Source organism: Ktedonobacter sp. SOSP1-52, assembly GCF_016587395.1.
Map to the genome: position 1 here is coordinate 426,591 of NZ_BNJH01000006.1, position 24,411 is coordinate 451,001.

Sequence of the window (24,411 nt, forward strand, 5' to 3'; positions counted from 1 at the left end):
TTTGTCACATTCTGAACCAGAAACGTGTTTATATACAACCTTATGGAAGTACTACTATTCCTCTGGGGGTGAAGAACAATACGGTTTGTCGTTCCCAAACCACCTGTCAAAATTGACAGGCTCTATTCAGGAGAAATAGACAGCGACAAGCTGGTGTAAACAACTTATAATATGCAAGAAGTGAAACAAGCAAGTAGGCTTGTTTCGTTCCCATTCTGATACTAGAAAGATACAAAAGTTTGACAGAAAAACAAGAACCAATCCTGTTTGAGTGGGCCGGTGGGTTGGCAGCTTTAACGCGTATGACGCGCATTTTTTACGAGAAGTATGTACCGCAAGATGCGCTCCTGGCTCCTCTTTTCGCAGATATGGCACCGGATCACCCCGAACGTGTAGCTACCTGGCTCGGCGAAGTTTTTGGAGGGCCAAAGACCTACACTGAACACTATGGTGGCTACTCACGTATGGTCTCCCAGCATATAGGGAAGGGACTCACTGAGGCTCAGAGAGCTCGCTGGGCCTATTTGATCTGCCAAGCTGCCGATGAGGCCGGTTTGCCGACCGATCCGGAGTTCCGCTCAGCCTTTGTCTCCTACATTGAGTGGGGATCACGGTTGGCCGTAGAAAACTCGACCCCAGGCGCACATCCCCCGCTTCACATGCCTGTACCCCGCTGGGATTGGGGCACCGCAGGCCCTCCAGGTATTAGAGTCTCCGCCTTGGCCGAGCAGCCCGTGGAGCAAGAGAGTGCCGCCCTTCCCGCAGCCGATGAACCAGTGCATTTCTCAGAGCATATTCAGCCACTATTTCGCCCAAAGGATCGACAATCAATGAAATGGGCATTTGATCTGTGGTCGTACGAGGATGTCAAAAATCACGCCTCTGCCATTCTGCACCGCCTGCAAAGCGGGTCGATGCCGTGTGATGGTGCCTGGTCACAAGAAAAACTCGATCTCTTCCAACGCTGGATTACTTCTGGTATGTCACAATAGTCGCAGAAGTGCTCTGTATCAATGTCAAAAAAGGCAGGAACCTACAGGATGCAAGGGATGGCGGCCCTCCTGAAGAGGGCCGCCATCCCTTGCATCCTTAAAATTTTCTCTCACTTCATTCCAAAATTTACAGGTACTCAATGGTCCTGTCAAAACAACGGATTGGTCAAGGGACAGGCGCGAAAGCAGACGCCCCAGAAAAACTTTTAAGGGTAAAGCACAGCTATAAGTGCAATAATAAAGGCAGAAAGATAGAAGAAAAAAAATCTAAATGAAGCAAATGGGCCGTCTCAAGCTCTGGGGTTTCCCTGCCTGGGTGTTGTGGCTACTCATCCACATCTACTACTTGATTGGTTTTGAGAACCGCATCCTGGTCCTGATGCAGTGGGCCTGGGCCTATATCACGTTCCGGCGCGGTGTTCGCCTGATTACCCAGGTTGAGCCGTTGGCCTCCTAAGCCGTTACTGTTAAGCTAAAAAGCGGAGTGGCGCGGGATTGTCCCGCGCCACTCCGCTTTTTAGCTTAACGATTTATTTCCTGACGGGTTCGCCGGTGTTGGGATCGAGGATCAGGCTGTGATTGTTGTCTCCACGGTGGGAGAAGTCGAACATATTCTGCATGCTGCCAGCGATGGCATCGGAAGACTGATCGCCAATGCGACCCATATTCCAGTTGTCCTCGATGAAGCGCAGGACAGAGCTCTGATCGGTGATAGAATGATCGACATAGTTCTGCTTGGCGTAGGGAGAGATGACCATCAAGGGCAGGCGAGGACCGTAACCGCAGCGACCAGAGTAGGTGCCAGTCTTGGGTGTGCCACAGGCACCGGGACCGGTCAGGGCATCGTTAGGATCGTTCGACTGCATCAGGACGGGAGGCATGACATGGTCGTACCAGCCATCGGAGTCGTCATATGAGATCACGACAGCCGTGCTGTTCCAGTCGCGGCTGCGCTGCAAGCGGTTGATGGTATCAACCAGGAAGTGCTGCTCGTCGAGGGGATTGGAGTAGCCAGCGTGGCCGTCCTGGTAAGCAGGGGCCTTCAGGAAGCTGACGGCAGGCATGTTGCCAGCGTCGATGGAGCTCCAGAAATCGCTCATATCATACTGGTGGTTGGCCTGGTCAGTCTTACCAATCATCTTCGCCGAGGTAGGCGCCAGGTGATGGGGGTTGGCGGTCGACTGGTAGTACTGGAAAGGCTGATGGTGAGGGATATAATCGGTGACGGATGAGCCAGCGATATTGGTGTGGGCCGAGCCGCAGACGGCTTTACCATTGGTGGTAGCCGTTGGGCGGAAGCCACCCTCGAACCAGCCCCAGGTGACGTTCTTGCTGTTGAGCAGATCGCCAACGTTTTTGCCAGTCAGTGCACCATTGGTAGAGTTAGAGCAATCGTCATAGGCAGGATCGAAGTCGTTGAGTACAGAGCCATTGGAGATCATGGGATGGCCAGGGGATGCGAGAGTGCTAGGGGTGGTGCCGTGGGTCTGGCCCGAGATCAGATTCAGCGCGCCAGGGGTCGATGGACCAAAGGTGGTGCCGAACGAGTTGTCGTTCATGGCATAGTTCTGAGCGTAGTTCCAGAGGCCCGTGACCGTGTTGCCATCATAGTAGTCCATCACGATAGATTTATCTGGGCAACTGCCGCCACTGGCGGACTCTACAAACTTATCGACCAGGCCATGATCATAGGCCTTCTGCTCGTCGGTGTAGGCATGATCCTGGTCGCATGTAACGGCCTGAGAGCGGTCCAGGCGAGTTGGATTGGCCGCGTTTGGATTATTGTTCAGCAGAGCATCGGTGAGACCATTGACCGAGGGGGTACCAGGGAGCGCTTTGAAAGTTGGCTCGCCCGCGCTGTTTTTGGCGTTTGGATAGGTGCCAAAATAGTGGTCAAAAGAGACATTTTCCTGAAAGATAACGACAACGTGTTTGATTGGTGTCTGGGTTTTTGGCCCTGACTGCCAGTCTGGGGTGTTATCGGTTGGTGCGGCAAGCGCCGAACGTGCGACGTTGAAGGACGCGAAGAGCACGCCTAGAAGCGCCACAACACCTAGAACAGCGAATAATTTACGCGATTTCTTCATATCAGGTAGCGTCGACTCCTTTTCCAGATTTTTCCATAAGTGCCTTTCGGAAACCTGAGCGCGAAGCGCTAGCCACGGTAGTGGCGTTGGTTTCCGCATAAGAGAGGTTAATTGAGTTAAAATTGCCAATATGAAGCTCTTTAGCTAATTACTTTGGTAATGATCATACCAACAATTACCAGGTTAATTAGTTAAAGTTATATGCTCCGCGTCTTGATTGTAGCGCTTCTGTGTTAAGGCTTTGCTAAGTAAGCGTTAAAAGGCGTGGAATATTCTTTTTTTAGCGGCGAATGAGCGTGGGTGTGATCTGTTTGAGGGTTGGAGCGCCGCAGAGGGCCATTGCCAGCTCCAGCTCATTGCGGAGGAGTTCCAGGATGTGGCGCACGCCTTCCTGCCCATTGACGGCCAGGCCCCAGAGAACTGGACGCCCAACGAGAACGGCGTGCGCGCCCAGCGCCAGGGCCTTGATGACATCGGTACCCCGGCGAATGCCGCCATCAAAATAGACCTCGCAGCGTCCACTGCTTGCCTCAACTACCTCGGGGAGTGCCTCCAGGCTGGTAATGGCTCCATCCAGCTGTCGCCCTCCATGGTTGGAGACGATAATGCCATCGGCGCCATGTTCAAGAGCCAGAATGGTGTCTTCCGCTGTCAGGACGCCTTTGACCAGGATGGGAAGCGAGGTGAGCGATTTGAGCCAGGCCAGATCTCTCCAGGTCAACGAGGGCTTGAGCTTGGTGACATCTGGTACATCGAAATTGGCTGATGCAGGCAGATGAAAGGCGTTGCGCAGGTCGCGCTCGCGGTTGCCGAAGCGCGGGACATCGACGGTCAGAACGATGGCTTTATACCCCGCTTGCTCGGCTCGTTGGACCACGTCGACCGTGATAGTGTTGTCGTCAAAGACATACAGTTGGAACCAGAGTGGTCCACTGGCGGCTGCGGCCACATCTTCTAGCCTGCGGGAGGAGACCGAAGAGGCGGTTAGCAAGGTGCCTGCCTGGCCCACGCCGCGTGCGGTCTCGCACTCGCCCTCGGGATGAGCAAAGCCGTGTTGCGCCGTGGGGGCGACCAGGATAGGCATAGAGACGGGGCAGCCCAGCACGCTTGTCGAGGTATCACAGGTGGTAACGTCTACAAGCATACGTGGCCGTAAACGAATATGGTCAAAAATGGCGCGATTGGCGTGTAGCGTGATCTCGTCGCCGCTACCGCCTGCGTAGTAGTCCCAGTGAGCGGCGTTCATGCGCGCCTGGGCCGGGGCTTCGTAGTCCATTACATTAAAATACTGCATGTAGTGCCTCCTACCTTATTTCTCGCGTCTGTGGCGCTCGCCTGGTAGATGGTATGGGGCGCCAGGGCAGCCTATGGCTGCCCTGGCGCCCCATACCATCTACCACAAATAATTCGCATACGGAGTCAGCTAAAATTAGCTTAGACCATTATGTAGGAGAAAGCAAGGTAGAAGCCAAAGGGGGTGGCTACGTCGAGACGACCCTCCCCCTTTGGTAAGGTATCCAGGTTTTAGCGCTCGGGGATGTTAAGAGCATTCGCTACATCGTGGAGGACCTGAGTCTCCTGTGGGCTGATGTTCTGGCCAGCTACATTGCCCTTTTCGGTTGCGGCATTGGCGACATCCTGCCCAACCTCCAGCAGCCAGAGCTTGAAGGACTGCGCTTCTTGAGGTGTACCCTTTGTTTGCAGAATACTAGATACCTGGCGACACTCCTCAATGCTTTGATCTCTCAAGCGCTGGGCATTGGACTGACTAAGGGCACTGCGCGCGGTATTAGTCCAGCTCTCGATCTGGTCACGGCCAATGCCTTTGGGCATAATATCTTGCACGAGCTGGCTATCGCGGTGGCGATCAGCCGCCTGGCGCATGCTATTGACGATGGTTGTGCCCTCTTTGATGGAACCCACCAATCCGCTGGGGGATGCGGCTGCGACCGCCCCACCAACGCTCAGGGGTGCGTGACAGATAAGTTTCCATTCTTCGGCTGTAAAGTCAGACCTTGAAGTCATGATATGTACCCTTTCTTCTCTGGATTTCTCAGCGCCTGCGGCGCTTCGCGGGGAGAGGTGGTGTGGTGAGCCGTGGCAGCCTACGGCTGCCACGGCTCACCACACCACCCTACTCTTGTTCTCAATGCCAGTATACATGGTGGAAAAATATTGGCCCCGTGTGTAAGACCAACGCTGCTAAAGTACATATCAAGGAGCGACACGCCTCCCATACCCCATATGTAGACGCGTGCGCTTGCCCCCGAATGGGGTTAGCAGCGTCGTGCTCTCCGGCATCATTCCTGCACTCTCGATGTTTAAACGCTTGTTTCTTGCCCTACATAGTGTTGCAGGTGTTGAACGACGTAGCGCCCGATGATATCGCTTTCGATGTTGAGTAGCATGCCGGGTCGCACCTCACCCAGGTTGGTGTGTTCCTGAGTATAGGGGATGAGGGCGAAGGTAAAGCGGTCGGCCAGGACGTCGATGATGGTCAGACTGACGCCATTCAGGGCGATAAAGCCCTTGGGGATGATGTATGAGCGTAGCTCCTGGGGGAGGGCTACCTCGACCTGGAGGGCCATACCATCCTGAGTGACGTTGAGGACGGGCGCAGCGGCCTCGATATGACCCTGGACCATGTGTCCACCGATGCGGCCCTGATTGGGAAGTGAGCGCTCCAGGTTGACTTTATCGCCAGGCTTAAGCGAACCCAGGCGCGTGCGGCGCAGGGTTTCGGGCATGGTGTCGACATAGAACCAGTCGGGTCCCATCTCGGTTACAGTCAGGCAGGTGCCGTCGACGGCTACGCTGTCTTTGATCTCCAGGTCCGCCAGGACGAGAGAGGCGGAGATGGTGAGGCCGCGCTCCCCACAGGCTTTGAGGGTTCCTAATTCTTCAACGATTCCAGAAAACATACTACTTTCTCTCTTTCTTTGCTTTCTTTTAATTATGTGTATGCAGTTGTTGCAGGCTGCGGGCCATTTCGACTGCGGCCCGGGCGCATTCTGTGGCGCGTTCGATGCGCTCTTCGGCCTGTTGCTGGCTCTCGGCGCAGATAACGCCGAAGATGATGGGGATACCGCTCTCCAGAGCAAGGCGCTGGATGCCCTGTGCCGCGGCATCACTGACGACGACGTCGTGGCGCGTGGCGCCCTTCATGACGCAGCCGATGCAGAGCAGGGCATCGTAGTGCGCACTGGCGAGCATGCCATGGGCGAGGGTCGCCAGTTCAAATGCGCCGGGGACGCTACGGGCCTGAATATGCTCGGGTGCGACGCCCAGGCGGATCAGTTCAGCGGTGGCCCGCTCAAGCATGGCGCCCGTGATGGCCCAGTTGTAGCGTGCAACGACGATACCGATGTGTAGATCTCGTCCGTCCAGGTTGGGTTCGGGCAGGTGAATAGAGAGGTTTGGCGTTGGCATCATAGGATTGTTCCTTCCTGATTGGCACCATGCGATGTGCCGAGCTGTAAGAGATGACCTAGACGTTGCTGCTTGGTGACGAGATAGTTCTGGTTTTCGTGTGTAGGTTTGATCTCCAGGGAGACACGCTCAACCTGGATGCCGCTTTCGTTCAGGGCCTGAATCTTGCGCGGATTGTTGGTCAGCAGGCGCACATGGGTCAGCGAGAGGTCGCGCAGGATGGCGAGCGCGCTATCATAGCGGCGCGCATCCACGGGATAGCCAAGCAGCTCGTTGGCGCTGATCGTATCGTAGCCCTGGTCCTGTAGGGCGTAGGCCTGGATCTTGGCGCTCAGCCCGATGCCGCGTCCCTCCTGGGGCAGGTAGATGAGGATACCACGCCCCTCTTCGGCGATGCGCTGGAGGGAGGTGTGGAGCTGAGCCTGGCAATCGCAACGCTGTGAGCCAAAGATGTCGCCGGTGGTACAGGCCGAATGCAGGCGTAATAGTGGGGGTTCTTGCCTGTCTGTTGCAAGATCGCCGAGGATGAAGGCCAGGTAATGCTGATCGCTGGCGATCTCCAGGTAGTCGCACAGGAGAAAGTTGCTGTTCGCGATAGGGAGGCGGGTCGTGGCGATGAGGCGAACCTGCTCTTGTGAGCGATAGTGGGCGATGGCGTCCACAGTCACAATGCCGATCCCCCACTGGCGTGCCAGGGTGTGCAATTCTTCGCCACGGGCCGCCTCGCCCTCGTCGTTGAGCACTTCACAGATCACTGCTGCTGGCTCCAGGCCTGCCAGACGTGCCAGGTCAACCGAGGCCTCGGTATGTCCACGCCGCTCAAGCGTGCCTTGCGGCCTGGCCATGAGCGGGAAGACGTGTCCAGGTCGTGCCAGGTCGGAGGGCTGTGTAGCGGGATTGACCAGGGCGCGAATGGTTGTGGCGCGGTCGCGTGCGGAGATACCCGTAGTAGTGCCAGAGCGTGCATCAACGGAGGACGTAAAAGCGGTCCCTTGTAATGGCTGGTCCGACTGATCGAGCATGGGGAGCTTCAGCGCGGCGAGCCGCTCCGCGCTGAGAGAGGTGCAGATCAGCCCGCGTGCCGAACGCAGCATAAAGTTAATGGCCTCGGGCGTGACAAATTGCGCGGCCAGGCAGAGATCGGCCTCATTCTCGCGCTCCTCGTCGTCGCAGATGAGCACCATCTTACCCGCGCGCATGGCCTCAATCGCCTCCGGCACGCTGATATAGTGTGTTTGTGATCCCGCCTCTAGTTCTTGAGCATGGATATTCAAGCCAAGAGTTTGCATAGCGCTTTCTCCTTGCGATTCCAAACAGCAAGAATATCTTCAGAGGCAGAACATGGGGAAAGCAGTGTGAGTAACAGACATGAATGGGGGAGACGAGCGCATCATAAGTGGCTCTGTACCTGATGCTCTTTAGGGTAGCAAGTAGCAGGTTCTTAGTAGCGCTGAGAGCGGCCATGACACGTATACGTAGACGGGTTTCTAAGCAGTGCGCAGCAGCATTGAACTATATGGCCTGACGCTGCTCAAACATGCGTCTACATATGATGGCACCTAGTATATGTAGACGCGTGCTTGAGCAGCGTCAGGCTACACATTGGTACCATCATGTACGCGCATAGCGCTCATGTGGTTATTTCGTCTTCTCCCATCCAGACTATACTGTCGGCCCTGGAGTTTCACCAGATCCACCGTGGAACACGGGTCGCGGACTGTAACCGCCGGTCGGGAATTGCAGAGCTGCCTTCTCCATAGAGAATGGCAATCTCTCCTCACCCTGCCCCGAAGACATTCAATTGTGAGAAAAACTTCTATTAAGAAAATAATACAAAATTCATCAGATGTCAAATTAAGATATTTGCATCACAGGATTTTCAGTTTATCCGCCCTGGCTCGCAAGCTTGCCGGGGTAAGGGGTGTGGTGGCTGTTGGCTGGCGGAGCCAGCCAACAGCCACCACACCCCTTAGCTCCTGAGCGTCGCAGGTGCGAAGGGTGTTTATTAAGCGGCTAAGTTGATGGAGGTGATGCCTGTGGTGGTGCCGATGAAGATCTGCTGGCCGCTGATGGTTGGCGTGGCGAAGCGTGTCATCGCATCAATGGCTAGAGAGGCACGAGTGGAGCCATTAGCGCTATTGAGCGCATAGAGCGTCCCCTGGGGGGCTAAGGTGTAGACTGTGTGACCGGCGATGATGGGCGAGCCATTGATTTGTGAAGGAGCCTTCCAGCCGGGGGTAATGCTGCCATCCGTATTGACGGTGATCTGCTGAACGCCATCGACACAGGGGAGGATGACCTGGCTCCCATCAGTGGCGGCGCCGCCGAAGGAGCGACAGACAGTCTGCTCATTGAGCTGGCCTCCTACGCCGCCCAGTGCATGCGCGCGTACAACGTAACCCTGACCGGACTTGCCCGCGCTAAAGATCAGGCCATTGGAGAGCAGGACGGGACTCATTGAGCCCAGGTCGGCATCGGTAGAGTTATCCTGTGCCCACTGCTGGGGTGCGAAGCCTTCCTCAAGCTCAAGCTCAGGCGAGAGACGTAAGACGGAATCGGTATGGTCCCAATCTCCACTTGTAGATTCACCATTCCCGACCGCAACATAAAGTTTCTGATCGGCGTCGATAACTGGACCCGGAGGCGCCCAGATGCCCCCCTCGCGGTTGGTCGGTACCTGGTAGACAAGGAGCTTCCCCTGGCCATCGGTGCGTGAACCAATCACGGTCCCATGGTAGTTGCCGCAATCACCAGCCAGGCCACCTAGCGCGACATAGACCGTGTTATTGGCAAGGGCGAGCGCCGCCCGCTGCTGGTGTGAAACGACCTCGATGCCGGGTGGATCAATGTTGCGCCTGACCTTTACCTGGCCCGATTGCACATCGACGCCTACCAGGATATGAGCTGCCCCCTGGCTAATCTCCGCGACCGCAAAGACCAACCTGGTCGCGGGATCATAGACCGGCGTGCCGGTAATTCCAAGAGGGTCAATATTGCCACATGGCAAGTTGCTACGTGCGGCAGGCGTACCCACATGCCGTTGCCATTGTATTTGTCCTGTTTTGGTATCCAGGGCATAGAGCGTATCATTCTCGGTTGCCACTATGACATGGTTGCCAATTACCAGCGGCTCGGCATACACCGCGCCATCCAGCTTGAGGCTCCAGGCCTTGCTGAGGCTGTGTGGATCAGGCGTGTTTGGTAGGTAACCGCTGCGTGCGTCATCATGATGGTACATAGTCCAATCAGCATTGTTGCCAGGAGTGGGTATACTAGTCGGTAGAGTCGTAGGGTGTGCATTATGAATGGTTGACGTCTTGTCAGTGGATGACTGTGATCCATTTGTCGTACAGGCCGCAAGTATAAGAGCCAGGCAACAGAGGAGTGAGAGCAACGAGATACGTTTTCCAGGCATGGTTTTCCTCTTCAAGAGTCCATGCCAGCATGGACTCTACAAAACAACAATATACAGAGATAGTAATCAATATAATACACGTTTGACGCGTGAGGGTTTTTCGCGTCTACGGCGCCCATAGGTGAAAGATGTGATGGTTGTGTGCAGCAGTAACGGCTACTTGCGTACGCGGCTACTGCTTGAGATATAGCGATACGATGTGACATACTGTTAAGTAATCCAGCCAGAAAAAAACGAAAAAAAAGTAACAAGGGGGTTACTCTATGCGCGTCGGAATAGGCTTACCTGGTGGTGTGCCGGGTACCGATGGACACCTCATGGTAGAATGGGCGGGCCAGGCAGAATATGGCCCTTTCTCCAGCCTGGGTGTCATTGATCGCGTCGTCTACGATAGCTATGATCCTCTTACCGCGCTTACCGCCGCCGCCGCTGTGACACGGCGTCTCCAGCTTGTTAGCATGATCATTATCGCTCCCCTGCGTAATCCTATGCTCCTCGCCAAGCAAATAACCAGTATTGATGCCCTCTCAGATGGTCGCCTCGTCCTGGGCGTGGCCGTTGGTGCACGCCAGGATGATTACGACGCCGTTGGTATTGAGTACCAGGAGCGTGGCCGGAGCTTTACCGAGATGCTGGGGATGCTGCGCGATTTGTGGGACGATCCAGCCTTTGGTCCGGTGAAGCGGCGCGCGGGTGGCCCGCCGCTGCTGATAGGGGGACAGAGCGACCAGGTGTTTTCCCGCATGGCGCGCTATGGGGAGGGCTATGTACATGGTGGAGGTCCGCCCAAGACCTTTGCGCGCGCGGCTGCCAAGGCCCTTGCCGCCTGGAGCGACATGGGGCGTCCAGGTAGGCCGCAACTGCGCGCCCAGGCCTATTTCGCCCTTGGTGAAGAAGAGAAACTGCATGGTATGAGCTACCTGCGCGACTACTACGCCTTTACAGGCCCCTTTGCCCAGAAGATCGCCGAGGGCCTGCTGACCACTCCCCAGGCCATTGCGCAATACCTGCGTGGCTACGCAGAGGCGGGCTGCGACGAGGTCATTCTCTTCCCCACCGTCCCGCGTATAGAGCAGGTCGAGCGCCTGGCAAAGGTGCTACAAGGTCTGGGTTATTCCAACGGGCATACCGTCGCGAGAAAGGGTGAGGAGGGTGGCTGGTGAAGATAGTTATCCTGGGTGGAGGGCCAGCAGGCCTCTATTGTGGTCTCCTGCTCAAGAAGGCACATCCCGATTATGATATCACTATCCTTGAGCGTAACCAGCCCGATGTGACCTATGGCTGGGGTGTCGTCTTCTCAGATCGGACGTTGTCATCTTTCCAGCATGCCGATTACCCTACCTACGAACAGCTCACCAGTGGCTTTGTGATCTGGGACGCAATCGATGTCTACTACCGTGGAGAGACCATCCGCTGTGGTGGTCATGTCATCGCCAGCGTCTCGCGCGTCTTCCTGCTCGACATCCTGCGCCAGCGCTGTGCCGAACTGGGCGTGAACCTGTGCTTCGGCTACCCGGTACAGGATCTGGAGCAGATTGGTCCCTATGATCTTCTGATCGCGGCCGATGGGATCAACAGCGTCGTGCGCCAGGCATATGCCGAGCACTTTAAGCCGAAGGTAGAGTCAGGCAAGGCGCGCTATATCTGGCTCGGTGTCGACAAGGTGCTTGACGCCTTCACCTTTATCTTTCAAGAAAATGAACATGGCCTCTTCCAGGTCCATGCCTATCCCTCCAGCGGCTCCTCAAGCACTTTTATTGTAGAATGCGCCGAGCAAACCTGGCTGAGCGCGGGCCTGGACCAGGCGAGTGAGGAGGAGAGCCTGGCCTATTGTGAGCGGCTCTTTGCCAACTTCTTACAGGGCGCGCCCCTGCTCTCCAACAAGTCGCGCTGGATCAATTTTCCCACGCTCAAGACGCGGCACTGGCACCATAAGAACATCGTGCTGCTTGGGGACGCCGCGCATACGGCGCATTTCTCCATTGGTTCAGGCACCAAACTTGCCATGGAGGACGCTATCAAGCTCGCCGAGGCCCTGGCGGGTTCAAGTGATCTGGAGAGTGCGCTCAATACCTACGAGCTTGAGCGCAAGCCCGTCGTGGAGCTATTCCAGCGGGCGGCCCAGGAGAGCCGCGTCTATTTCGAGACCTTGAGTCGCTACCTGGACCTCGATCCTATGACCTTCGCCTTCCAACTGCTAACACGTAGCGGGCGTGTAACCTATGATGATCTACGCCTGCGCGATACCCATTTCGGCGATGCCATCGCGCGTCACTGGGCCAGTCAGGCCCGACAAGTAACAGCACAAGGCGATCACGCTTGCCCTCTTGAGGGGGTTGTGCCGTTGGTCGCGCCTCCTCCGCTCTTCACGCCTTTTAAGGCGCGTGACTTACCGCTGACTAACCGCGTTGTCGCTCAGCCAGGAGCGCCAGAAGAGGCCGAGGCGGGTTGTCCCGCTCCCGTGTATGCTGAGCGCCTGGAGAGGGCCGCTGCTAGCGGTATGGGCCTGGTGCTCAGCGAGATGGTGGCTGTGGAGGCTGGCGGGCGCATCCATCCCGGCAGCCTGGGGTTATACCAGCGCGATCACCTGGAGGCCTGGCGAGCCATCGTCTCCACCGTTCATGCGCGCCCCGGCGCGAAGATCGGCCTGCAACTTGGGCATGCGGGACGGCGTGGCGCGACCTACCCTCGCTCGCAGGGCCTGGATAGACCTCTCAGTGAGGGTGCCTGGCCACTTATCTCGGCCTCGCCCATCCCCTATACGGGGCGTAGCCAGGTTCCCGAGGAGATGCAGCGGGAGAGCATGCAGCGAGTTTGCCAGGCCTTTGTCGCTGCGACCTGCATGGCGCAGGAGGCTGGTTTTGACCTGCTGACCCTCAACTATGCCCATGGCTATCTGCTTGCCAGCTTTCTTTCGCCGCTCACTAATAAACGTGAAGATATATATGGCGGCTCGCTTGAGAGACGAATGCGCTACCCCCTGGAGCTCTTTGAGACCGTGCGCCAGGCCTGGCCGGCTGAGAAGCCCCTGGCCGTCTCGCTCAGCGTGGGCGATTGCCAGAAAGGCGGGATGGAGGTAGACGAGGCCATCCAGGTCGCGCGCCTCCTGCGTGAGCAGGGCTGTGATCTCCTTATCGTCGAGGCCGGGCAGACTACGCCAGCCAGCGAGCTTACCTATGGTCGTGGCTTCCTCTCCGCGCTCAGCGACCGTGTGCGCAACGAGGCGGGCATTCCCACCCTCGTCGGTGGCTACCTGACCACCAGCAACGAAATCAACACCGTCCTGGCAGCTGGTCGTGCCGACCTCTGCCTCTGGTACAGTGGATGAATAGAAACGTGAGGACGAACTATGACACAAGAGCAATATTTGCCGTTGGCGGGGAGACGCGCCATCGTCACGGGCGCGGGTCGGGGGATTGGACGCAGTATCGCCCTGGCGTTGGCGGATGCCGGAGCTGCCGTTGGCGTGACGGCGCGCTCGGCTGAAGAGCTGGAGCAGCTCGTAAGTGAGATCAAGGCGAAGGGGCGTGAGAGCCTGGCTGTGTGCTGCGATGTGACCGATCCCGAGCAGGTGCGCAGCATGGCGCAAACGCTCCGGGCAGGCCTGGGTGGTGTCGATATCCTGGTCAATAACGCAGGAAACGCGGGCAGTCATAAGTTTGTGGATCATCCCGATGAACTCTGGCATCGCATGCTGGCCATTAACCTGACCAGCGTCTACTATGTCTGCAAGGCTCTGACACCGACCTTTATTGAGCAGCGTGGAGGGCGTATCATCAATATCGCCTCTATTGCCTCGCGTGTAGGGGATCGCTATATCGCGGCCTACACGGCCTCCAAGCATGGCGTGCTCGGCCTGACGCGCGCCCTGGCCGCCGAGCTGCTTCCTTATAATGTGACAGTAAACGCCATTTGTCCTGGTTACGTTGATACGCCCATGACGGATGGCAATGTGCGCAACATGATGACCCTGACTGGCAAAAGCGAGGAGCAGGTCCGTGACTTCCTGGCTAAAACAAGCCCCCAGCGTCGTCTGATCGCCCCTGAAGAGGTAGCGGGCCTGGCGGTCTACCTCGCCCAGGACATCGCCAAAGGCATCACAGGCCAGGCCATCAACCTCGATGGCGGCGGCGTTATGTCGTAAGCACCGCATGTGCATCACAAAGGGGTAAGGGGTGTGGTGACGAGGCTGGCAAAGCCAGCCTCGTCACCACACCCCTTACCCGGCGAGCCACGTAGTGGCGAGAAGTTATTGTATCAGAAAGCAAAGGCAGCTTTATGAGTTACGACTTTCTCTATGAGGTAGGCGAGGATGGAATCGCTCACATTACACTTAACCGGCCCGAGGTCATGAATGCCTTGACCTTTGATATCTACGCCCAGTTACGCGACCTCTTCGCCGGACTGCGCGGCAACGACGAGGTGCGTGTCGTGGTGCTAACAGGCGCGGGTGAGCATTTCTGCTCCGGCGGGGATGTGCATGGAATTATTGGTGAGCTATTTAAGCGCGATATGAAGGGACATCTGGAGTTTACACGTATGACAGGCGCGGTCGTGCAACATATGCGTTTGCTCGACAAGCCCATTATCGCGTCCCTCAATGGCATGACGGCGGGCGCGGGCGCGGTCCTGGCCCTGGCCTCAGACCTGCGCATTGCCTCGGAGAAGGCACGCATCGCCTTTCTCTTCTCACGTGTGGGCTTAACAGGCGCTGACATGGGGGCGGCACACATGTTGCCACGTGTCATCGGCATGGGGCGTGCCACCGAACTCTTGATGCTTGGCGACACCATTGATGCCGCGACCGCCGAGCGCTATGGGCTTGTTAACCGCGTCGTTCCGCATGAGGAGTTACAGGAGGCAACCCTACAATGGGCGCGCAAGCTGGCCCAGGGTCCGGGTTTCGCTCTCTCCATGACTAAACACATGCTCAACGCCGAACAGCACATGGACATCGTCTCAGCACTGGAGGCCGAGGCCCAGGCTCAGGCCTTGATGCTCATGGGCGAGGACCATCGCCTCTTCTACGAAGCGGCCAAGGACAAGCAGAAGCCTAAATTCACTGGTCGTTAGCTTTATAGAAGGGGGATGTGCGTGTGTTTCTCGGCAGAAACCCGAGAAACACACGCACATCCCCCTTCTATTTTAAGCGCAACTGACTTTCTGGCAGGCCAGGAGAGGATTCAGGGGAAGCATTTATTTCCCTTTACCAAAAATGCCCAGGAATTTTTTTTGCGCTTGCTTTGCCTTGGGTGCCTTGGGTCTGCCAAAGGAAATCAAAGGTTTTTTATTACCTCTCTTCCCTTTACCAGCTGAATTCGTCATTTTGCTCCGACGTTTGGGAAATAAGCTAGACATAACTCACTCCTTCATCTATGTATCTGACGTATCTTCTTCTGGCCTCTTTATCCAGAGAAGAAGAGCTATCAGATATAAGTATACAAGCAGCTAATAATACTGAGTCTCATACCTCCGAAAGAAGTTATCTTTACTGCCACCTGTATACTAAACAAGGTCTGGAGGAAGGCATGACCTTTTGTGGACAAAGTGACTGTAATGGAAGACTTTCTGTGTCTTTCAGGACCTTATCGCTGTCAATTGTGATCTGGTCATTTTCGCAACGTATAGCCTTTCACACAGCCTCTAGTCTTTATTCGTCTTTATTCTCCCTGGCCATGTTGAGTCTTTCCATAAGCTGGTCCTCTCGCTCATGATACTCCTCCTCAGTGATTTTACCGTTATCGTACAAGTCCTCCAGTTGCACCAACCCCTCCCTGATTTTGGACTCGTCGGTTAATTCCGCCTCCGCCATCTCGGCAATTTTCTTGAAGATCCCTATCAAACCTTTTACCGGAAGCATGAGGGCGATTAAGAAACCAGTAAGCATTAACATGGGCAAAGCTCCTCCTACCAATGAATCACGATTTCTACGAAATTGAATGGGACGAGAGAGGATGTGTACTTCAAATTTGTTTTCTCTCCGTACTTCTCTCCCAGGCTATGCACTTTTTCATCAAAAGCACTTTCCCTTTCCCTGAAGGTCAAAAAGGCCGTGTTCAATATGTTCATGTCTCCGTACAACGAATTCTCTTTCCACTTAAGACTGAGCGGCTTCAGGGCTTCAAGTATCTCTGTACCTTCTCTTTGTTTCTTTTCCGCCAGTGCTTTTTCTACCAACTCTCCAACTTTTACAGCTCCTGCGTACCTCTTCTGCTTATCTTTTTCTTTAAGCAACTTTTGCTTCAATGCTTTAATGTCTTTATGTTCTTCGACTATTTCCTCGTAAACCGCATCTTTATCCCTCCAAAGTGCTCTTATACCAAATTCCATTTTATCTGACATTTCCTTCAATAAGTCAACGAATTCCTGGTAACGGTCTTTAAGCACTTTATCTATGATTGCATTCTCATTTTCTGCAATCGTACAGAATTTTACGGGTAAGACAGTGCCTTCTTCTACCGCTCTGTCTAACACTTTCGCGTGTGCAAGTGCATTATCCCTGGTCACTGGATATTTGACGACCGGCGAGCAGGAAATAACTGCTGCTATATCCTGGTAGGGTAGGGTATAGACAGTATCGTTTCTGTCGCCAATACCGATTGGCCCTAACTCTTTCCTTTCCCCATCTGCCAAAATGCCATAGAGATAGCGGCCTTCTTGGTTGTTCATCTTTTTCACCTTTCGTTATCTTGCTGGGATCAGCTATCCCATTGAACGTCTTCTTTCCATCGATAGACCTTCGTGTGTATCAGTCCGCCCTCAATGAAATTTCTCAGCGTTCTGTGGGCATTTTGAATTACTTGAAACTCCTGAGAAGTGTCTCCGCTTGTTTTATCAGGATGGTATTTTTTTGCAAGCCGGTAATATGCATCACGGAGAGCTTCCTCCGTTATCTCTCCAGTCAAACCAAGCGTGTTTTTCGCCTCTTCGACTTCTTCTGGATCGATCCTTTTAAAAAGAATTGTGGAGAAACTATAGGGAGGAAGTGGACCTACCTCACGAAAATAGACAGTATTCTCCAATTTTTGATCCAGAGAATGAATGGCATTATCAAAAGCCTCCTGATTTTTCTTTTCCAGCAAAAAAGCAGCGTTGAAGATCATATCATCACTTATCATATCGTGCGGGCAAATATCTACTGATTCTTGTTTAAGATCTTGTAATATCAATTGTTGGTATTTATTCTTTTCTGTCTTCAGAGCTTGATCAATTAATTGGCCAAGCAGAACCTTATCCTCTATACTCACCTGCTCTCCTTCCGACGCAATTTTCTGTTGCATTTCGCGAAGCTGCTCGTTTTGACGAGCAAGAATTGCAAGGACTGCTGGCTGTTCCCACGTGGCCACCACATCCTGTTCTATCTTCCCCTCCACTTTGTCTAACTCATTTCTCAGCAGAGTGTAGCCGTTTTCCAGAAATTCGATGACTCGATCTTCGGTTTCTACCATGGTCCCAAATTTCACTGGCACAGTGGTAAAACGGCCCATTATTTTCTCTATGACTCGTTCGTGAGTGAATAAGTCTTTGATGACTTTTTCTTTACTCAAGGTGTCATAGACCACCAGTGGACTGTGGGAAATAACAGCGGCTATATCCTTAAACCCTATGGTTTGGACATTAGAGGCTACAGCATCGCCAATGCCAATCGCGCCCAACTCTTGGTGCTCGCTCGTTTTAATAATGCAGTAGACATATATACCATTTTGCATACTTTTCCCCTTAAAGACGCGTTACTGAGCCTTGCATTGCCTCGCTAAAATGCCTCTTTTCAATAGTTAATTTCTCTAAATCTTCTTCTTTGCTTTCTAGAAACTCCCGTATTGCCAGAAGGCTGGCTTTCTGGCAAATGGAAGCAATTTCTGCCCCAACCATATTCTCAGTTTCCATGGCCAGGCTTTTTGGCGTGATGCCTTTACCTAAGGGCTTCCCTCTTGTATGAACCTTAAAGATCTCCTCCCGCGCTTTCAAATCAGGTTTCGGCATTTCAATTACAAAATCAAACCGTCCCGGTCTCAACATGGCCGGATCTATCAAATCCGATCGGTTGGTACTTGCCAGCACCAGCACACCCTTCAACTCTTCAATTCCATCCATTTCGGTTAAGAACTGGGCAACTACCCGCTCGGTTACCTGCTCGCCTGTCGTTTTTCCCCGCCGGGGGACGAGCGTTTCAATTTCGTCGAAAAACAAAATGCAGGGAGAAGCCTGCCTGGCCTTTTTAAATACTTCACGAATGCTTCGCTCGCTTTCACCAACAAATTTTGAAAGCAATTCTGGACCGGAGACCGTGATAAAGTTGACTTCCGCTTCTTTGGCAATCGCCTTGGCCATCAGCGTCTTTCCCGTTCCTGGTTCACCAGTTAAGAGAATCCCCTTGGCTGGCCTGGTATTTGCCCTGGCATACACTTCAGGATGATATAAGGGATCTCTGACCGTCTCTTTCAGTATTTGCTTGACCTCATCCAACCCGCCTATATCGGAAAAATCTATTTCTGGTATCTCCGTAAAGAACTCGCGTATGGCGGATGGCTCGATCTCACGTAACGCATTGAGGAAATCCTCCATGCATACCTCAAGAGAAAGGATGTCCTTTTCTGGCACTACTTTCCGTTCAAAGTCTATATTAGGCATCAATCGACGAATTGCATGCATTGCTGCTTCACGCGCTAAAGCTGCAAGGTCCGCCCCCACAAAACCATGAGTTAAAAACGCCAGCCGTTCAAGGTCAACATCATCCGCTAATGGGATGCCTCTGGTGTGAATCATGAGAATTTCGCGCCGCCCATTTTTATCCGGGATCGAAATAACAATTTCTCGATCAAAGCGACCAGGACGGCGAAGGGCTGGATCAAGAACATCAGGTAAATTAGTTGCGCCGATAATGATGATTTGCCCCCGTTCCTCCAAACCGTCCATTAAGGCCAATAGTTGAGCCACCACTCTACGCTCAACCTGTTTTTCCTCTCCCAAGCCTTCTCTTTTCGGCGCGATCGCATCCAACTCGTCCAAAAATAAGATGGCTGGAGCACTGTGTTTGGCCTTCTCAAAGACACTTCGCAGGTGCGCTTCGGACTCACCATAGAACTTATGGATTATCTCCGGGCCGGAGAGCTGGAAAAAGGTGGCATCGGTTTCATTGGCGATCACTTTGGCGATCAATGTCTTGCCACAGCCAGGGGGACCGTGCAAAAGAACTCCTTTGGGGGGATCAACGCCTAAGCGCGCAAAAATATCAGGGAAACGTAACGGGAGCTCTATCATCTCGCGAATGCGCTGCGTTTGATTGCCAAGGCCCCCAATATCTTCGTACGTCAACCGCGCCTCTGCTGCCTTTCCCTGACCTGTGATAGCGATGGTGGTTCGTGGCGTGATCATCACTGCTCCGGTGGGCCGGGTATCCAGCACGCGGAAGTCCTGCTTCTTCGAGCCTAAAAAGGTAGTTTGAACCCTATCTCCGGCGATCACTGGAATAGCTGTAAGTTGCCTGGAAAGGTAAGCCGCGTCTGTGGTCGTTCTATCAATTAAGGTCAAGGGAGAGAGGGTCACTTTTTCTGCTTCCGCGATAGTGGTCGTGGCAAGCTTCACCTGTTCGGTAATCCCTATTTGCGCGTTTTCCCTGATGATGCCATCTACCTGGACAATGCCGCGCCCCCGTTGCTCTGGAAAGGTTGGCATGATCTTAACAACTGTTTCCCGTTTGCCTTTGAGGCTCACAACCTCCCCCGCGTCACTAATGCCCAATTTCTCCATCACTTCTGGATCTATTCGGGCAATGCCACGCCCCACATCCCGCGGATTTGCTTCGACTACCTTGAGTTGAACCGTCGTCTCGGACATGTTACCCTTTACTCATCCTTATCTCTAAAACGCCGTTTCTATATTTGCTGGTCATGGTGCTGGTATCGATACCTTCGGGTAAGACCACCTCTCGTGCATACTTGCGCCCCTTGCCTGCAGCAGAGAGCACGAGGATGTCTCCTTTGACCTCGGTGTGAATTTGCTTTCCCTCCACTCCTGGCAATTCGATGATGATTAAAACGTGGTCTTTCTCATCAAAAACATCGGCTAAAGGCTGAATCTCCTCCTCAACGACCGGGCCATGAGCGGTCTTTTTCACATTGCCAAATGGTTCCACGACCGGCTTTCCACCAATACCCTGTTTGACAGAGAAGCCATAGACACCTTTGACGCGCCCTGAAGGACTGGTAAATTCTCCTTCGCGTCTCTCTTCTCCCTTCCCTTCCTGCTCCATTTTGGCGACAAAATCGACCAGACTTCCGAGCCCTTGAAAAATGTCGTTGACCGAGAGTTTGCCGAGACCAAAATCAATTTCTAGTTTCTTCTTTTGATCGTCATCTTTCTCTGATGCGCTGCCCTTCTCCTCCTTTTGTTTTCCCTCCTGCTCCTCTTTGAGTTGGGGAATCTCGCGGTTCACCGCCTTAGTGATTTCGGCGAGCCTCTCTTCTATCTGAGCTGCCTGCTCTGTAAATTGCTGGAGCTGCTTTTCAAGGACGCTTTTTTCAACATCTAGTTGAAGCTGTTTCGAAGTCTCCTCCGTTCCACTATCATGACTTGAAAAAGCCTCAATAAGATCTTTGAGACCACGAGCTTTTTTGATATCACTCATCCCTTTCGGTCTCTTCATAATTCATCCTTCTCTTCCTATGAATGAAGAAGAACATCTCTCTTCTTCCCACCGTGAAGCGGGGAATCAACAGAGCATCCCCTCCCAAGAGGAGCGTACATTCTCAGTCAGGGGATGGCCACGGTTGCTAGAGATATGATCGTGGAACATTACCAGGATGCCTTCAAGATGCTTTCTTACTCTTTAGGCGGAAGCGGCAGTAGCAGTGAGTCCAATGGCTTCAGCATACTTGAGATATGTCTCCACGGAAGCAACGACTGCTCTGGCTTCAATCGATATTACCTCGATGCCTACGAGAGAGACTCTAATCCAGGCATCAATGACGATCCCTTTATCAAGAATGCGGTCAATTACCTCAGCAATGCTACCAGATGCTGGTGCTGCCTTTTCTACGGGCATGGTTGTTTACCTCCTCAGGTTCAGTAACAGGGACTCCTTTTTGCTTCATATGAATGCCTTAGTCAGCCCAACTGCTAAAAACTCAACATTTAGAAGCAATTGCATAAATCCCCAAAATACTCATCCATTCTATTCTTTATCTATGTTGTGTACACGTTCATTATTTGTAATGAGTTACAAAAATCAACGAGATAATAGAACAAAAAATATGATTATATTGATAATTGTGTGTTTGTATAGATGAGGAAAACACACATTGATGAACTTGAAAATCTTCTTATACTAAAATAGCAGCAGTTGTCCGATGCACTGTTGGGGCTGTTCTGAAAATTTTTCTCGCTTGTAACAGCTTCAAGACTTTGGAAGGAGAGATACAAATTGAGTATCAACGCAGCTAGAGATAGAACCAAGCAATTCTTGAGAGAAGCTTTAGAAACGAAAGAACTTGGCGAGGAGATAAAAATCATTGGCATTGACAAGACCGAAGAGGGTTGGGTTGCCCAAGCCGAAGTGTCAGAAAGAAATGTTACTCTGCCAGGTCACGCGATATTTGAAAAAAAGTATTACGTTGTCAAACTGGATAGTGAGCTTGAAGTTTATTCCTATAAGCAGGTGAAAAGTATTGGAGATGAGGAGGAGGAAGAATAGAAAGGCTCAAATTATGCTTTCTCACAATGGACTCTATGCCTATGGATTGGTAAGCAAAAAAACTGAGCATCTTGATATTTTGGGGATAGATAATCAAAACAAAGTTTACCCCGTGTCAGAAAACGATATGTGTGTAATGGTGAGTAAGGTCGATATTGATGCATTTCAAAATCGAATCAAAAACCTGGTTTCTGAGTTGACGAGCGGCAAGGATGCTGTCCAGCAGGGAGCTGCGGAGCTGTTACAAGCCCACGAGCAAGTAATCGATACGCTTATGCAGGATGCCACCGTTATTCCCTTCAAGTTCGGCACTATTTTAAAAGATGAAAAAGCAGCCTCACAGATGCTACAGGATCAGAAGGAGAATTTTCAAAGTCTTCTCGCTAAATTTACGGGCAAGGTGGAATGGGGAGTGAAGGTCTATGTCAATAAACAAGCCTTGACGAAGCATCTTATGCAGAATGAACCCAAATTCATCAGCCTGCAAGAGAAACGAGCAAATCTATCAAGAGGAGCAGCCTATCTCTTTGACAAAAAAATGGAAGTAGAAGTAAAGAATGCCGTCGCAACTCAACTTGCCCAGATCACTGAAAGAATTTTTCATGAGCTAGAGAGAAATGCGTTTGAGGCAAAGCTGAATAATATACTGCCACAAAAAATGACAGGAAAAAAGCAAGAGATGATACTTAATGCGGCCTATTTAATTGAAAGGGGGAGAGAAGCTCTTTTTCGCCAACAAGGGATACAGTTTGTTGAGGAGTATGGTCCCTTAGAATTAGAGCTTGAATTTTCTGGACCATGGCCTCCCTATAATTTTACGTAGGGATAATCTATGGAAAGTCAGGAGAGCCTGAATAACGAACAATTACTTAAGAGTCAACATTTTACGCTTTTAGAACTTTTGGACAGGCTCCTCGATAAAGGAGCGATGGTGAAAGGAGAGATCCTGCTCTCTGTAGCTGATATCGATCTTGTTTACCTGAACTTAGGACTCTTACTCTCCTCGGTAAAAACCGTTGAGAACGCTGCCAGAAGAGGTAGTCATGAAGAAGCAGGCTGGCTCGCTCGCCAACCTTCTTCCCAGGAAGCGTTTTTGAATGAGCGGCCCTTGAGAGAAGAGGAAAAGGAGGTTCCACCAGCACCTTTGCCTGAAGAAAAGGACCAGAGAAGTAGTCATGAGGGGAAAGAAGAAGCATCAACTTCTTTGGAGAAAGAAGAGAGGCGAAGTAAAAATGATGAAGAATCCATCGTTAGAGCTTTACCATCAGTCAGTGATCCCATTGCGAACCAAACAACGAAGCCAAAAGCGAATATCGACCCTAAAAACGTAGAAAAAGGCCTGGCCAAACTCGTATTAACGCTGATTGACCTCATACGCCAATTGATGGAGAAACAGGCAATCCGCCGTGTCGAGGATGATCAGTTAAGCAGCGATGAAATCGAAAAAGTAGGAAATGCTTTTTTACTCTTAGAAGAGAAAATGGAAGAGCTTAAAGAGACATTTGGTTTAACGGATGAGGATTTAAACTTGGATTTAGGTCCGCTGGGGGATCTTTTATGAGCCCTTTCAACTGCTCAATACACCGCGATTTCGCGAACAAAGGAGGACATTTTTTCGGATAGAGCAAACCAGAGTAGGAGTGAGAAGAGGTTATCTATGCCAGAACAAATGAGCCGTGTCCAAACAGCGAATTTAGCTGATGTCCTGGATCGAGTTCTTGACAAAGGACTGGTGATCGTCGGAGACATCAAGATTAACTTGGTAGACGTTGAGCTTTTGACGATCAAAATCAGGTTACTGGTCGCCTCAGTGGATAAGGCAAAATCGATCGGCATTGATTGGTGGGAGCACGATCCATTTATCTCTTCTGGTAAGAAGAAGGCGCAACTTGCCGCAGAAAATGGAGAGGAAGCCGAAGGGACGTAAGGTTACTCGCATGTGACTGACGGGTCACTATCTTTGCTACTCTCGTGTATGTAGGAAGGATCGAGGAAGGAATCCACTCAACGAAAAGGAAAAAACAAACCATGGCAAAAACTTTCGATGTTTCATTCTCTGGTGAGGCAGCATCCATATTAGAGCATGCCAAACACGCTGCCGGCCAAGCGGGAGCAACCCTGAGAGGGGACGAAAAGAGCGGCGCCTTTTCAGGCAAAGGAGTTGAGGGCCGCTACGAAGTAAGCGGCCAGACGGTTCATGTGACAATTACCAAAAAACCTATTGTTGTCGCTGATTCCGTTATTGAGTCAAGACTCCGAGATTTCTTTAAAGAGCGCTAACTGTTTCATTTGATGTATGCGCTATGTGTGGTGGCAGGAAAAGAGGGAGGAGAAGAGGGCGCACGCTCGCCTCGGGCTGCTGTCCTCTGCTCTGTATATGCTTTACTGGGAAGCGGCGATGACCGTAGAGGGAGAAGTTTATGCGTACCAACATTGCAATACCGGCATTTGCGTTAAGGGAGATCTGTATCGACGTAGGGAAAGTATTAAAATTCATACGCTTTGATGTATTTGATGGTCGTATTGTTATAAAAGCTCTGGCATTAGGGAGAGTCGAGATAACGATGAAATTTCGCCCCTTTGCGGAGAACGGCAAACTTATTCTCCAGGACATAGAAGTTGAGGGAGCGCTCTGGCTTGCTAATATGTCTAAACCCTGGATTGTGTCAAAAATTCAAAAAGCGCTTGAAGAAAGCTCAAAAAAGGTATTTATCCATGATATCTCCACTGTATCAGATAAAATCTATCTCTCATTCTCTCCACGCAAAAGTTGATCGGTTCTGAGTTTTTTTGGGC

At 52.4% G+C, this 24,411-nt stretch carries 26 protein-coding genes, 1 pseudogene and 1 riboswitch; of the genes and pseudogenes, 13 read left to right on the plus strand and 14 right to left on the minus strand.

What is annotated here, in order from left to right; translation table 11 throughout:
- The first annotated feature begins 239 nt into the window (after positions 1-239).
- On the plus strand, positions 240-992 hold the full coding sequence (locus JMJ16_RS55290; RefSeq protein ID WP_236602033.1) for a group II truncated hemoglobin: 753 nt from the start codon (positions 240-242) through the stop codon (positions 990-992).
- 271 nt (positions 993-1,263) lie between these two features.
- Complete coding sequence (locus JMJ16_RS46995) at positions 1,264-1,449, plus strand: hypothetical protein (protein WP_236602034.1); 186 nt, start codon at positions 1,264-1,266, stop codon at positions 1,447-1,449.
- Positions 1,450-1,522: 73 nt separating this feature from the next.
- Here JMJ16_RS46995 and JMJ16_RS47000 read toward each other — a convergent pair whose 3' ends face one another.
- The 7 genes from JMJ16_RS47000 to JMJ16_RS47030 form a co-directional block, all read right to left on the minus strand.
- Complete coding sequence (locus tag JMJ16_RS47000; protein ID WP_201392891.1) at positions 1,523-3,079, minus strand: alkaline phosphatase family protein; 1,557 nt, start codon at positions 3,077-3,079, stop codon at positions 1,523-1,525.
- A 280-nt stretch (positions 3,080-3,359) separates the two neighbouring features.
- A complete protein-coding gene (locus JMJ16_RS47005) occupies positions 3,360-4,373 on the minus strand; it encodes an alpha-hydroxy acid oxidase (RefSeq protein WP_201392893.1) in 1,014 nt (337 codons plus the stop codon).
- A 230-nt stretch (positions 4,374-4,603) separates the two neighbouring features.
- Positions 4,604-5,104, minus strand: a complete 501-nt coding sequence (locus JMJ16_RS47010) for a hypothetical protein (RefSeq protein WP_201392565.1) — start codon at positions 5,102-5,104, stop codon at positions 4,604-4,606.
- A 296-nt stretch (positions 5,105-5,400) separates the two neighbouring features.
- Complete coding sequence (locus tag JMJ16_RS47015; protein WP_201392896.1) at positions 5,401-6,000, minus strand: riboflavin synthase; 600 nt, start codon at positions 5,998-6,000, stop codon at positions 5,401-5,403.
- Positions 6,001-6,028: 28 nt separating this feature from the next.
- Complete coding sequence (ribH, locus tag JMJ16_RS47020; protein WP_201392898.1) at positions 6,029-6,511, minus strand: 6,7-dimethyl-8-ribityllumazine synthase; 483 nt, start codon at positions 6,509-6,511, stop codon at positions 6,029-6,031.
- Positions 6,508-7,797 (minus strand): 3,4-dihydroxy-2-butanone-4-phosphate synthase, encoded by a 1,290-nt coding sequence (gene ribB, locus JMJ16_RS47025; protein ID WP_201392900.1) that lies wholly within the window; start codon positions 7,795-7,797, stop codon positions 6,508-6,510. Before ribB ends, ribH begins: the two co-directional genes overlap by 4 nt.
- A 352-nt stretch (positions 7,798-8,149) precedes the next feature.
- Positions 8,150-8,307: riboswitch (FMN riboswitch) on the minus strand.
- A 206-nt stretch (positions 8,308-8,513) separates the two neighbouring features.
- The gene (locus JMJ16_RS47030) at positions 8,514-9,923 is read right to left on the minus strand and encodes a PQQ-binding-like beta-propeller repeat protein (protein WP_201392902.1); all 1,410 of its coding nucleotides are present in this window, start codon (positions 9,921-9,923) and stop codon (positions 8,514-8,516) included.
- 263 nt (positions 9,924-10,186) lie between these two features.
- On the opposite strand from JMJ16_RS47030, the gene JMJ16_RS47035 reads away from it, so the two are divergent.
- The 4 genes from JMJ16_RS47035 to JMJ16_RS47050 all read left to right on the plus strand — a co-directional run bounded on the left by JMJ16_RS47035 (position 10,187) and on the right by JMJ16_RS47050 (position 14,996).
- The gene (locus JMJ16_RS47035) at positions 10,187-11,086 is read left to right on the plus strand and encodes an LLM class flavin-dependent oxidoreductase (RefSeq protein WP_201392904.1); all 900 of its coding nucleotides are present in this window, start codon (positions 10,187-10,189) and stop codon (positions 11,084-11,086) included.
- The gene (locus JMJ16_RS47040; RefSeq protein ID WP_201392906.1) at positions 11,083-13,251 is read left to right on the plus strand and encodes an FAD-dependent monooxygenase; all 2,169 of its coding nucleotides are present in this window, start codon (positions 11,083-11,085) and stop codon (positions 13,249-13,251) included. Before JMJ16_RS47035 ends, JMJ16_RS47040 begins: the two co-directional genes overlap by 4 nt.
- Positions 13,252-13,272: 21 nt before the next feature.
- Positions 13,273-14,067: an SDR family NAD(P)-dependent oxidoreductase gene (locus JMJ16_RS47045; protein WP_201375112.1), complete on the plus strand. Its 795-nt coding sequence runs from the start codon at positions 13,273-13,275 to the stop codon at positions 14,065-14,067.
- 134 nt (positions 14,068-14,201) lie between these two features.
- The gene (locus tag JMJ16_RS47050; RefSeq protein WP_201392908.1) at positions 14,202-14,996 is read left to right on the plus strand and encodes an enoyl-CoA hydratase family protein; all 795 of its coding nucleotides are present in this window, start codon (positions 14,202-14,204) and stop codon (positions 14,994-14,996) included.
- 123 nt (positions 14,997-15,119) lie between these two features.
- On the opposite strand, the gene JMJ16_RS47055 is transcribed toward JMJ16_RS47050, so the two are convergent.
- The 7 genes from JMJ16_RS47055 to gvpA form a co-directional block, all read right to left on the minus strand.
- Positions 15,120-15,281: a hypothetical protein gene (locus JMJ16_RS47055; RefSeq protein ID WP_201392910.1), complete on the minus strand. Its 162-nt coding sequence runs from the start codon at positions 15,279-15,281 to the stop codon at positions 15,120-15,122.
- A gap of 292 nt (positions 15,282-15,573) precedes the next feature.
- Positions 15,574-15,816 (minus strand): gas vesicle protein GvpG, encoded by a 243-nt coding sequence (locus JMJ16_RS47060; protein ID WP_201392912.1) that lies wholly within the window; start codon positions 15,814-15,816, stop codon positions 15,574-15,576.
- Positions 15,817-15,830: 14 nt separating this feature from the next.
- The gene (locus tag JMJ16_RS47065) at positions 15,831-16,592 is read right to left on the minus strand and encodes a GvpL/GvpF family gas vesicle protein (RefSeq protein ID WP_201392914.1); all 762 of its coding nucleotides are present in this window, start codon (positions 16,590-16,592) and stop codon (positions 15,831-15,833) included.
- 29 nt (positions 16,593-16,621) lie between these two features.
- The gene (locus JMJ16_RS47070) at positions 16,622-17,632 is read right to left on the minus strand and encodes a GvpL/GvpF family gas vesicle protein (protein ID WP_201392916.1); all 1,011 of its coding nucleotides are present in this window, start codon (positions 17,630-17,632) and stop codon (positions 16,622-16,624) included.
- Positions 17,633-17,642: 10 nt separating this feature from the next.
- Entirely contained in the window at positions 17,643-19,760 is a 2,118-nt protein-coding gene (locus tag JMJ16_RS47075; RefSeq protein WP_201392918.1) for a CDC48 family AAA ATPase, read from the minus strand.
- A 1-nt stretch (position 19,761) separates the two neighbouring features.
- Positions 19,762-20,568: an Hsp20/alpha crystallin family protein gene (locus JMJ16_RS47080; RefSeq protein WP_201392920.1), complete on the minus strand. Its 807-nt coding sequence runs from the start codon at positions 20,566-20,568 to the stop codon at positions 19,762-19,764.
- 183 nt (positions 20,569-20,751) lie between these two features.
- On the minus strand, positions 20,752-20,967 hold the full coding sequence (gvpA, locus tag JMJ16_RS47085; protein ID WP_201375104.1) for a gas vesicle structural protein GvpA: 216 nt from the start codon (positions 20,965-20,967) through the stop codon (positions 20,752-20,754).
- Positions 20,968-21,345: 378 nt separating this feature from the next.
- Between gvpA and JMJ16_RS47090 the strand changes: the two genes are divergently transcribed.
- The 7 genes and pseudogenes from JMJ16_RS47090 (at position 21,346) to JMJ16_RS47115 (ending at position 24,389) form a co-directional block, all read left to right on the plus strand.
- Entirely contained in the window at positions 21,346-21,615 is a 270-nt protein-coding gene (locus tag JMJ16_RS47090; protein WP_201392922.1) for a gas vesicle protein GvpO, read from the plus strand.
- A 13-nt stretch (positions 21,616-21,628) separates the two neighbouring features.
- A complete protein-coding gene (locus JMJ16_RS47095; RefSeq protein WP_201392924.1) occupies positions 21,629-22,438 on the plus strand; it encodes a GvpL/GvpF family gas vesicle protein in 810 nt (269 codons plus the stop codon).
- 9 nt (positions 22,439-22,447) lie between these two features.
- Positions 22,448-22,603, plus strand: a pseudogene (gene gvpJ / locus JMJ16_RS57650) (gas vesicle protein GvpJ); the annotation flags it as partial.
- Positions 22,604-22,894: 291 nt separating this feature from the next.
- Positions 22,895-23,176: a gas vesicle protein K gene (locus JMJ16_RS57655; protein ID WP_374229182.1), complete on the plus strand. Its 282-nt coding sequence runs from the start codon at positions 22,895-22,897 to the stop codon at positions 23,174-23,176.
- A 96-nt stretch (positions 23,177-23,272) separates the two neighbouring features.
- Positions 23,273-23,542, plus strand: a complete 270-nt coding sequence (locus JMJ16_RS47105) for a gas vesicle protein (RefSeq protein WP_201392926.1) — start codon at positions 23,273-23,275, stop codon at positions 23,540-23,542.
- A gap of 101 nt (positions 23,543-23,643) precedes the next feature.
- Positions 23,644-23,895 (plus strand): hypothetical protein, encoded by a 252-nt coding sequence (locus JMJ16_RS47110; protein ID WP_201392927.1) that lies wholly within the window; start codon positions 23,644-23,646, stop codon positions 23,893-23,895.
- A 140-nt stretch (positions 23,896-24,035) separates the two neighbouring features.
- Entirely contained in the window at positions 24,036-24,389 is a 354-nt protein-coding gene (locus JMJ16_RS47115; RefSeq protein ID WP_201392929.1) for a hypothetical protein, read from the plus strand.
- Positions 24,390-24,411 lie beyond the last annotated feature (22 nt).

Bases quoted from the DNA above. Each gene is read 5' to 3' on its own strand.
- JMJ16_RS46995 (WP_236602034.1), top strand. From the start codon at position 1,264: ATGAAGCAAATGGGCCGTCTCAAGCTCTGGGGTTTCCCTGCCTGGGTG.
- JMJ16_RS47000 (WP_201392891.1), bottom strand. From the start codon at position 3,079: ATGAAGAAATCGCGTAAATTATTCGCTGTTCTAGGTGTTGTGGCGCTT.
- JMJ16_RS47005 (WP_201392893.1), bottom strand. From the start codon at position 4,373: ATGCAGTATTTTAATGTAATGGACTACGAAGCCCCGGCCCAGGCGCGC.
- JMJ16_RS47010 (WP_201392565.1), bottom strand. From the start codon at position 5,104: ATGACTTCAAGGTCTGACTTTACAGCCGAAGAATGGAAACTTATCTGT.
- JMJ16_RS47015 (WP_201392896.1), bottom strand. From the start codon at position 6,000: ATGTTTTCTGGAATCGTTGAAGAATTAGGAACCCTCAAAGCCTGTGGG.
- ribH (WP_201392898.1), bottom strand. From the start codon at position 6,511: ATGATGCCAACGCCAAACCTCTCTATTCACCTGCCCGAACCCAACCTG.
- ribB (WP_201392900.1), bottom strand. From the start codon at position 7,797: ATGCAAACTCTTGGCTTGAATATCCATGCTCAAGAACTAGAGGCGGGA.
- JMJ16_RS47030 (WP_201392902.1), bottom strand. From the start codon at position 9,923: ATGCCTGGAAAACGTATCTCGTTGCTCTCACTCCTCTGTTGCCTGGCT.
- JMJ16_RS47035 (WP_201392904.1), top strand. From the start codon at position 10,187: ATGCGCGTCGGAATAGGCTTACCTGGTGGTGTGCCGGGTACCGATGGA.
- JMJ16_RS47045 (WP_201375112.1), top strand. From the start codon at position 13,273: ATGACACAAGAGCAATATTTGCCGTTGGCGGGGAGACGCGCCATCGTC.
- JMJ16_RS47050 (WP_201392908.1), top strand. From the start codon at position 14,202: ATGAGTTACGACTTTCTCTATGAGGTAGGCGAGGATGGAATCGCTCAC.
- JMJ16_RS47055 (WP_201392910.1), bottom strand. From the start codon at position 15,281: ATGTCTAGCTTATTTCCCAAACGTCGGAGCAAAATGACGAATTCAGCT.
- JMJ16_RS47060 (WP_201392912.1), bottom strand. From the start codon at position 15,816: ATGTTAATGCTTACTGGTTTCTTAATCGCCCTCATGCTTCCGGTAAAA.
- JMJ16_RS47065 (WP_201392914.1), bottom strand. From the start codon at position 16,592: ATGAACAACCAAGAAGGCCGCTATCTCTATGGCATTTTGGCAGATGGG.
- JMJ16_RS47070 (WP_201392916.1), bottom strand. From the start codon at position 17,632: ATGCAAAATGGTATATATGTCTACTGCATTATTAAAACGAGCGAGCAC.
- JMJ16_RS47075 (WP_201392918.1), bottom strand. From the start codon at position 19,760: ATGTCCGAGACGACGGTTCAACTCAAGGTAGTCGAAGCAAATCCGCGG.
- JMJ16_RS47080 (WP_201392920.1), bottom strand. From the start codon at position 20,568: ATGAAGAGACCGAAAGGGATGAGTGATATCAAAAAAGCTCGTGGTCTC.
- gvpA (WP_201375104.1), bottom strand. From the start codon at position 20,967: ATGCCCGTAGAAAAGGCAGCACCAGCATCTGGTAGCATTGCTGAGGTA.
- JMJ16_RS47095 (WP_201392924.1), top strand. From the start codon at position 21,629: ATGCTTTCTCACAATGGACTCTATGCCTATGGATTGGTAAGCAAAAAA.
- JMJ16_RS47105 (WP_201392926.1), top strand. From the start codon at position 23,273: ATGCCAGAACAAATGAGCCGTGTCCAAACAGCGAATTTAGCTGATGTC.
- JMJ16_RS47110 (WP_201392927.1), top strand. From the start codon at position 23,644: ATGGCAAAAACTTTCGATGTTTCATTCTCTGGTGAGGCAGCATCCATA.
- JMJ16_RS47115 (WP_201392929.1), top strand. From the start codon at position 24,036: ATGCGTACCAACATTGCAATACCGGCATTTGCGTTAAGGGAGATCTGT.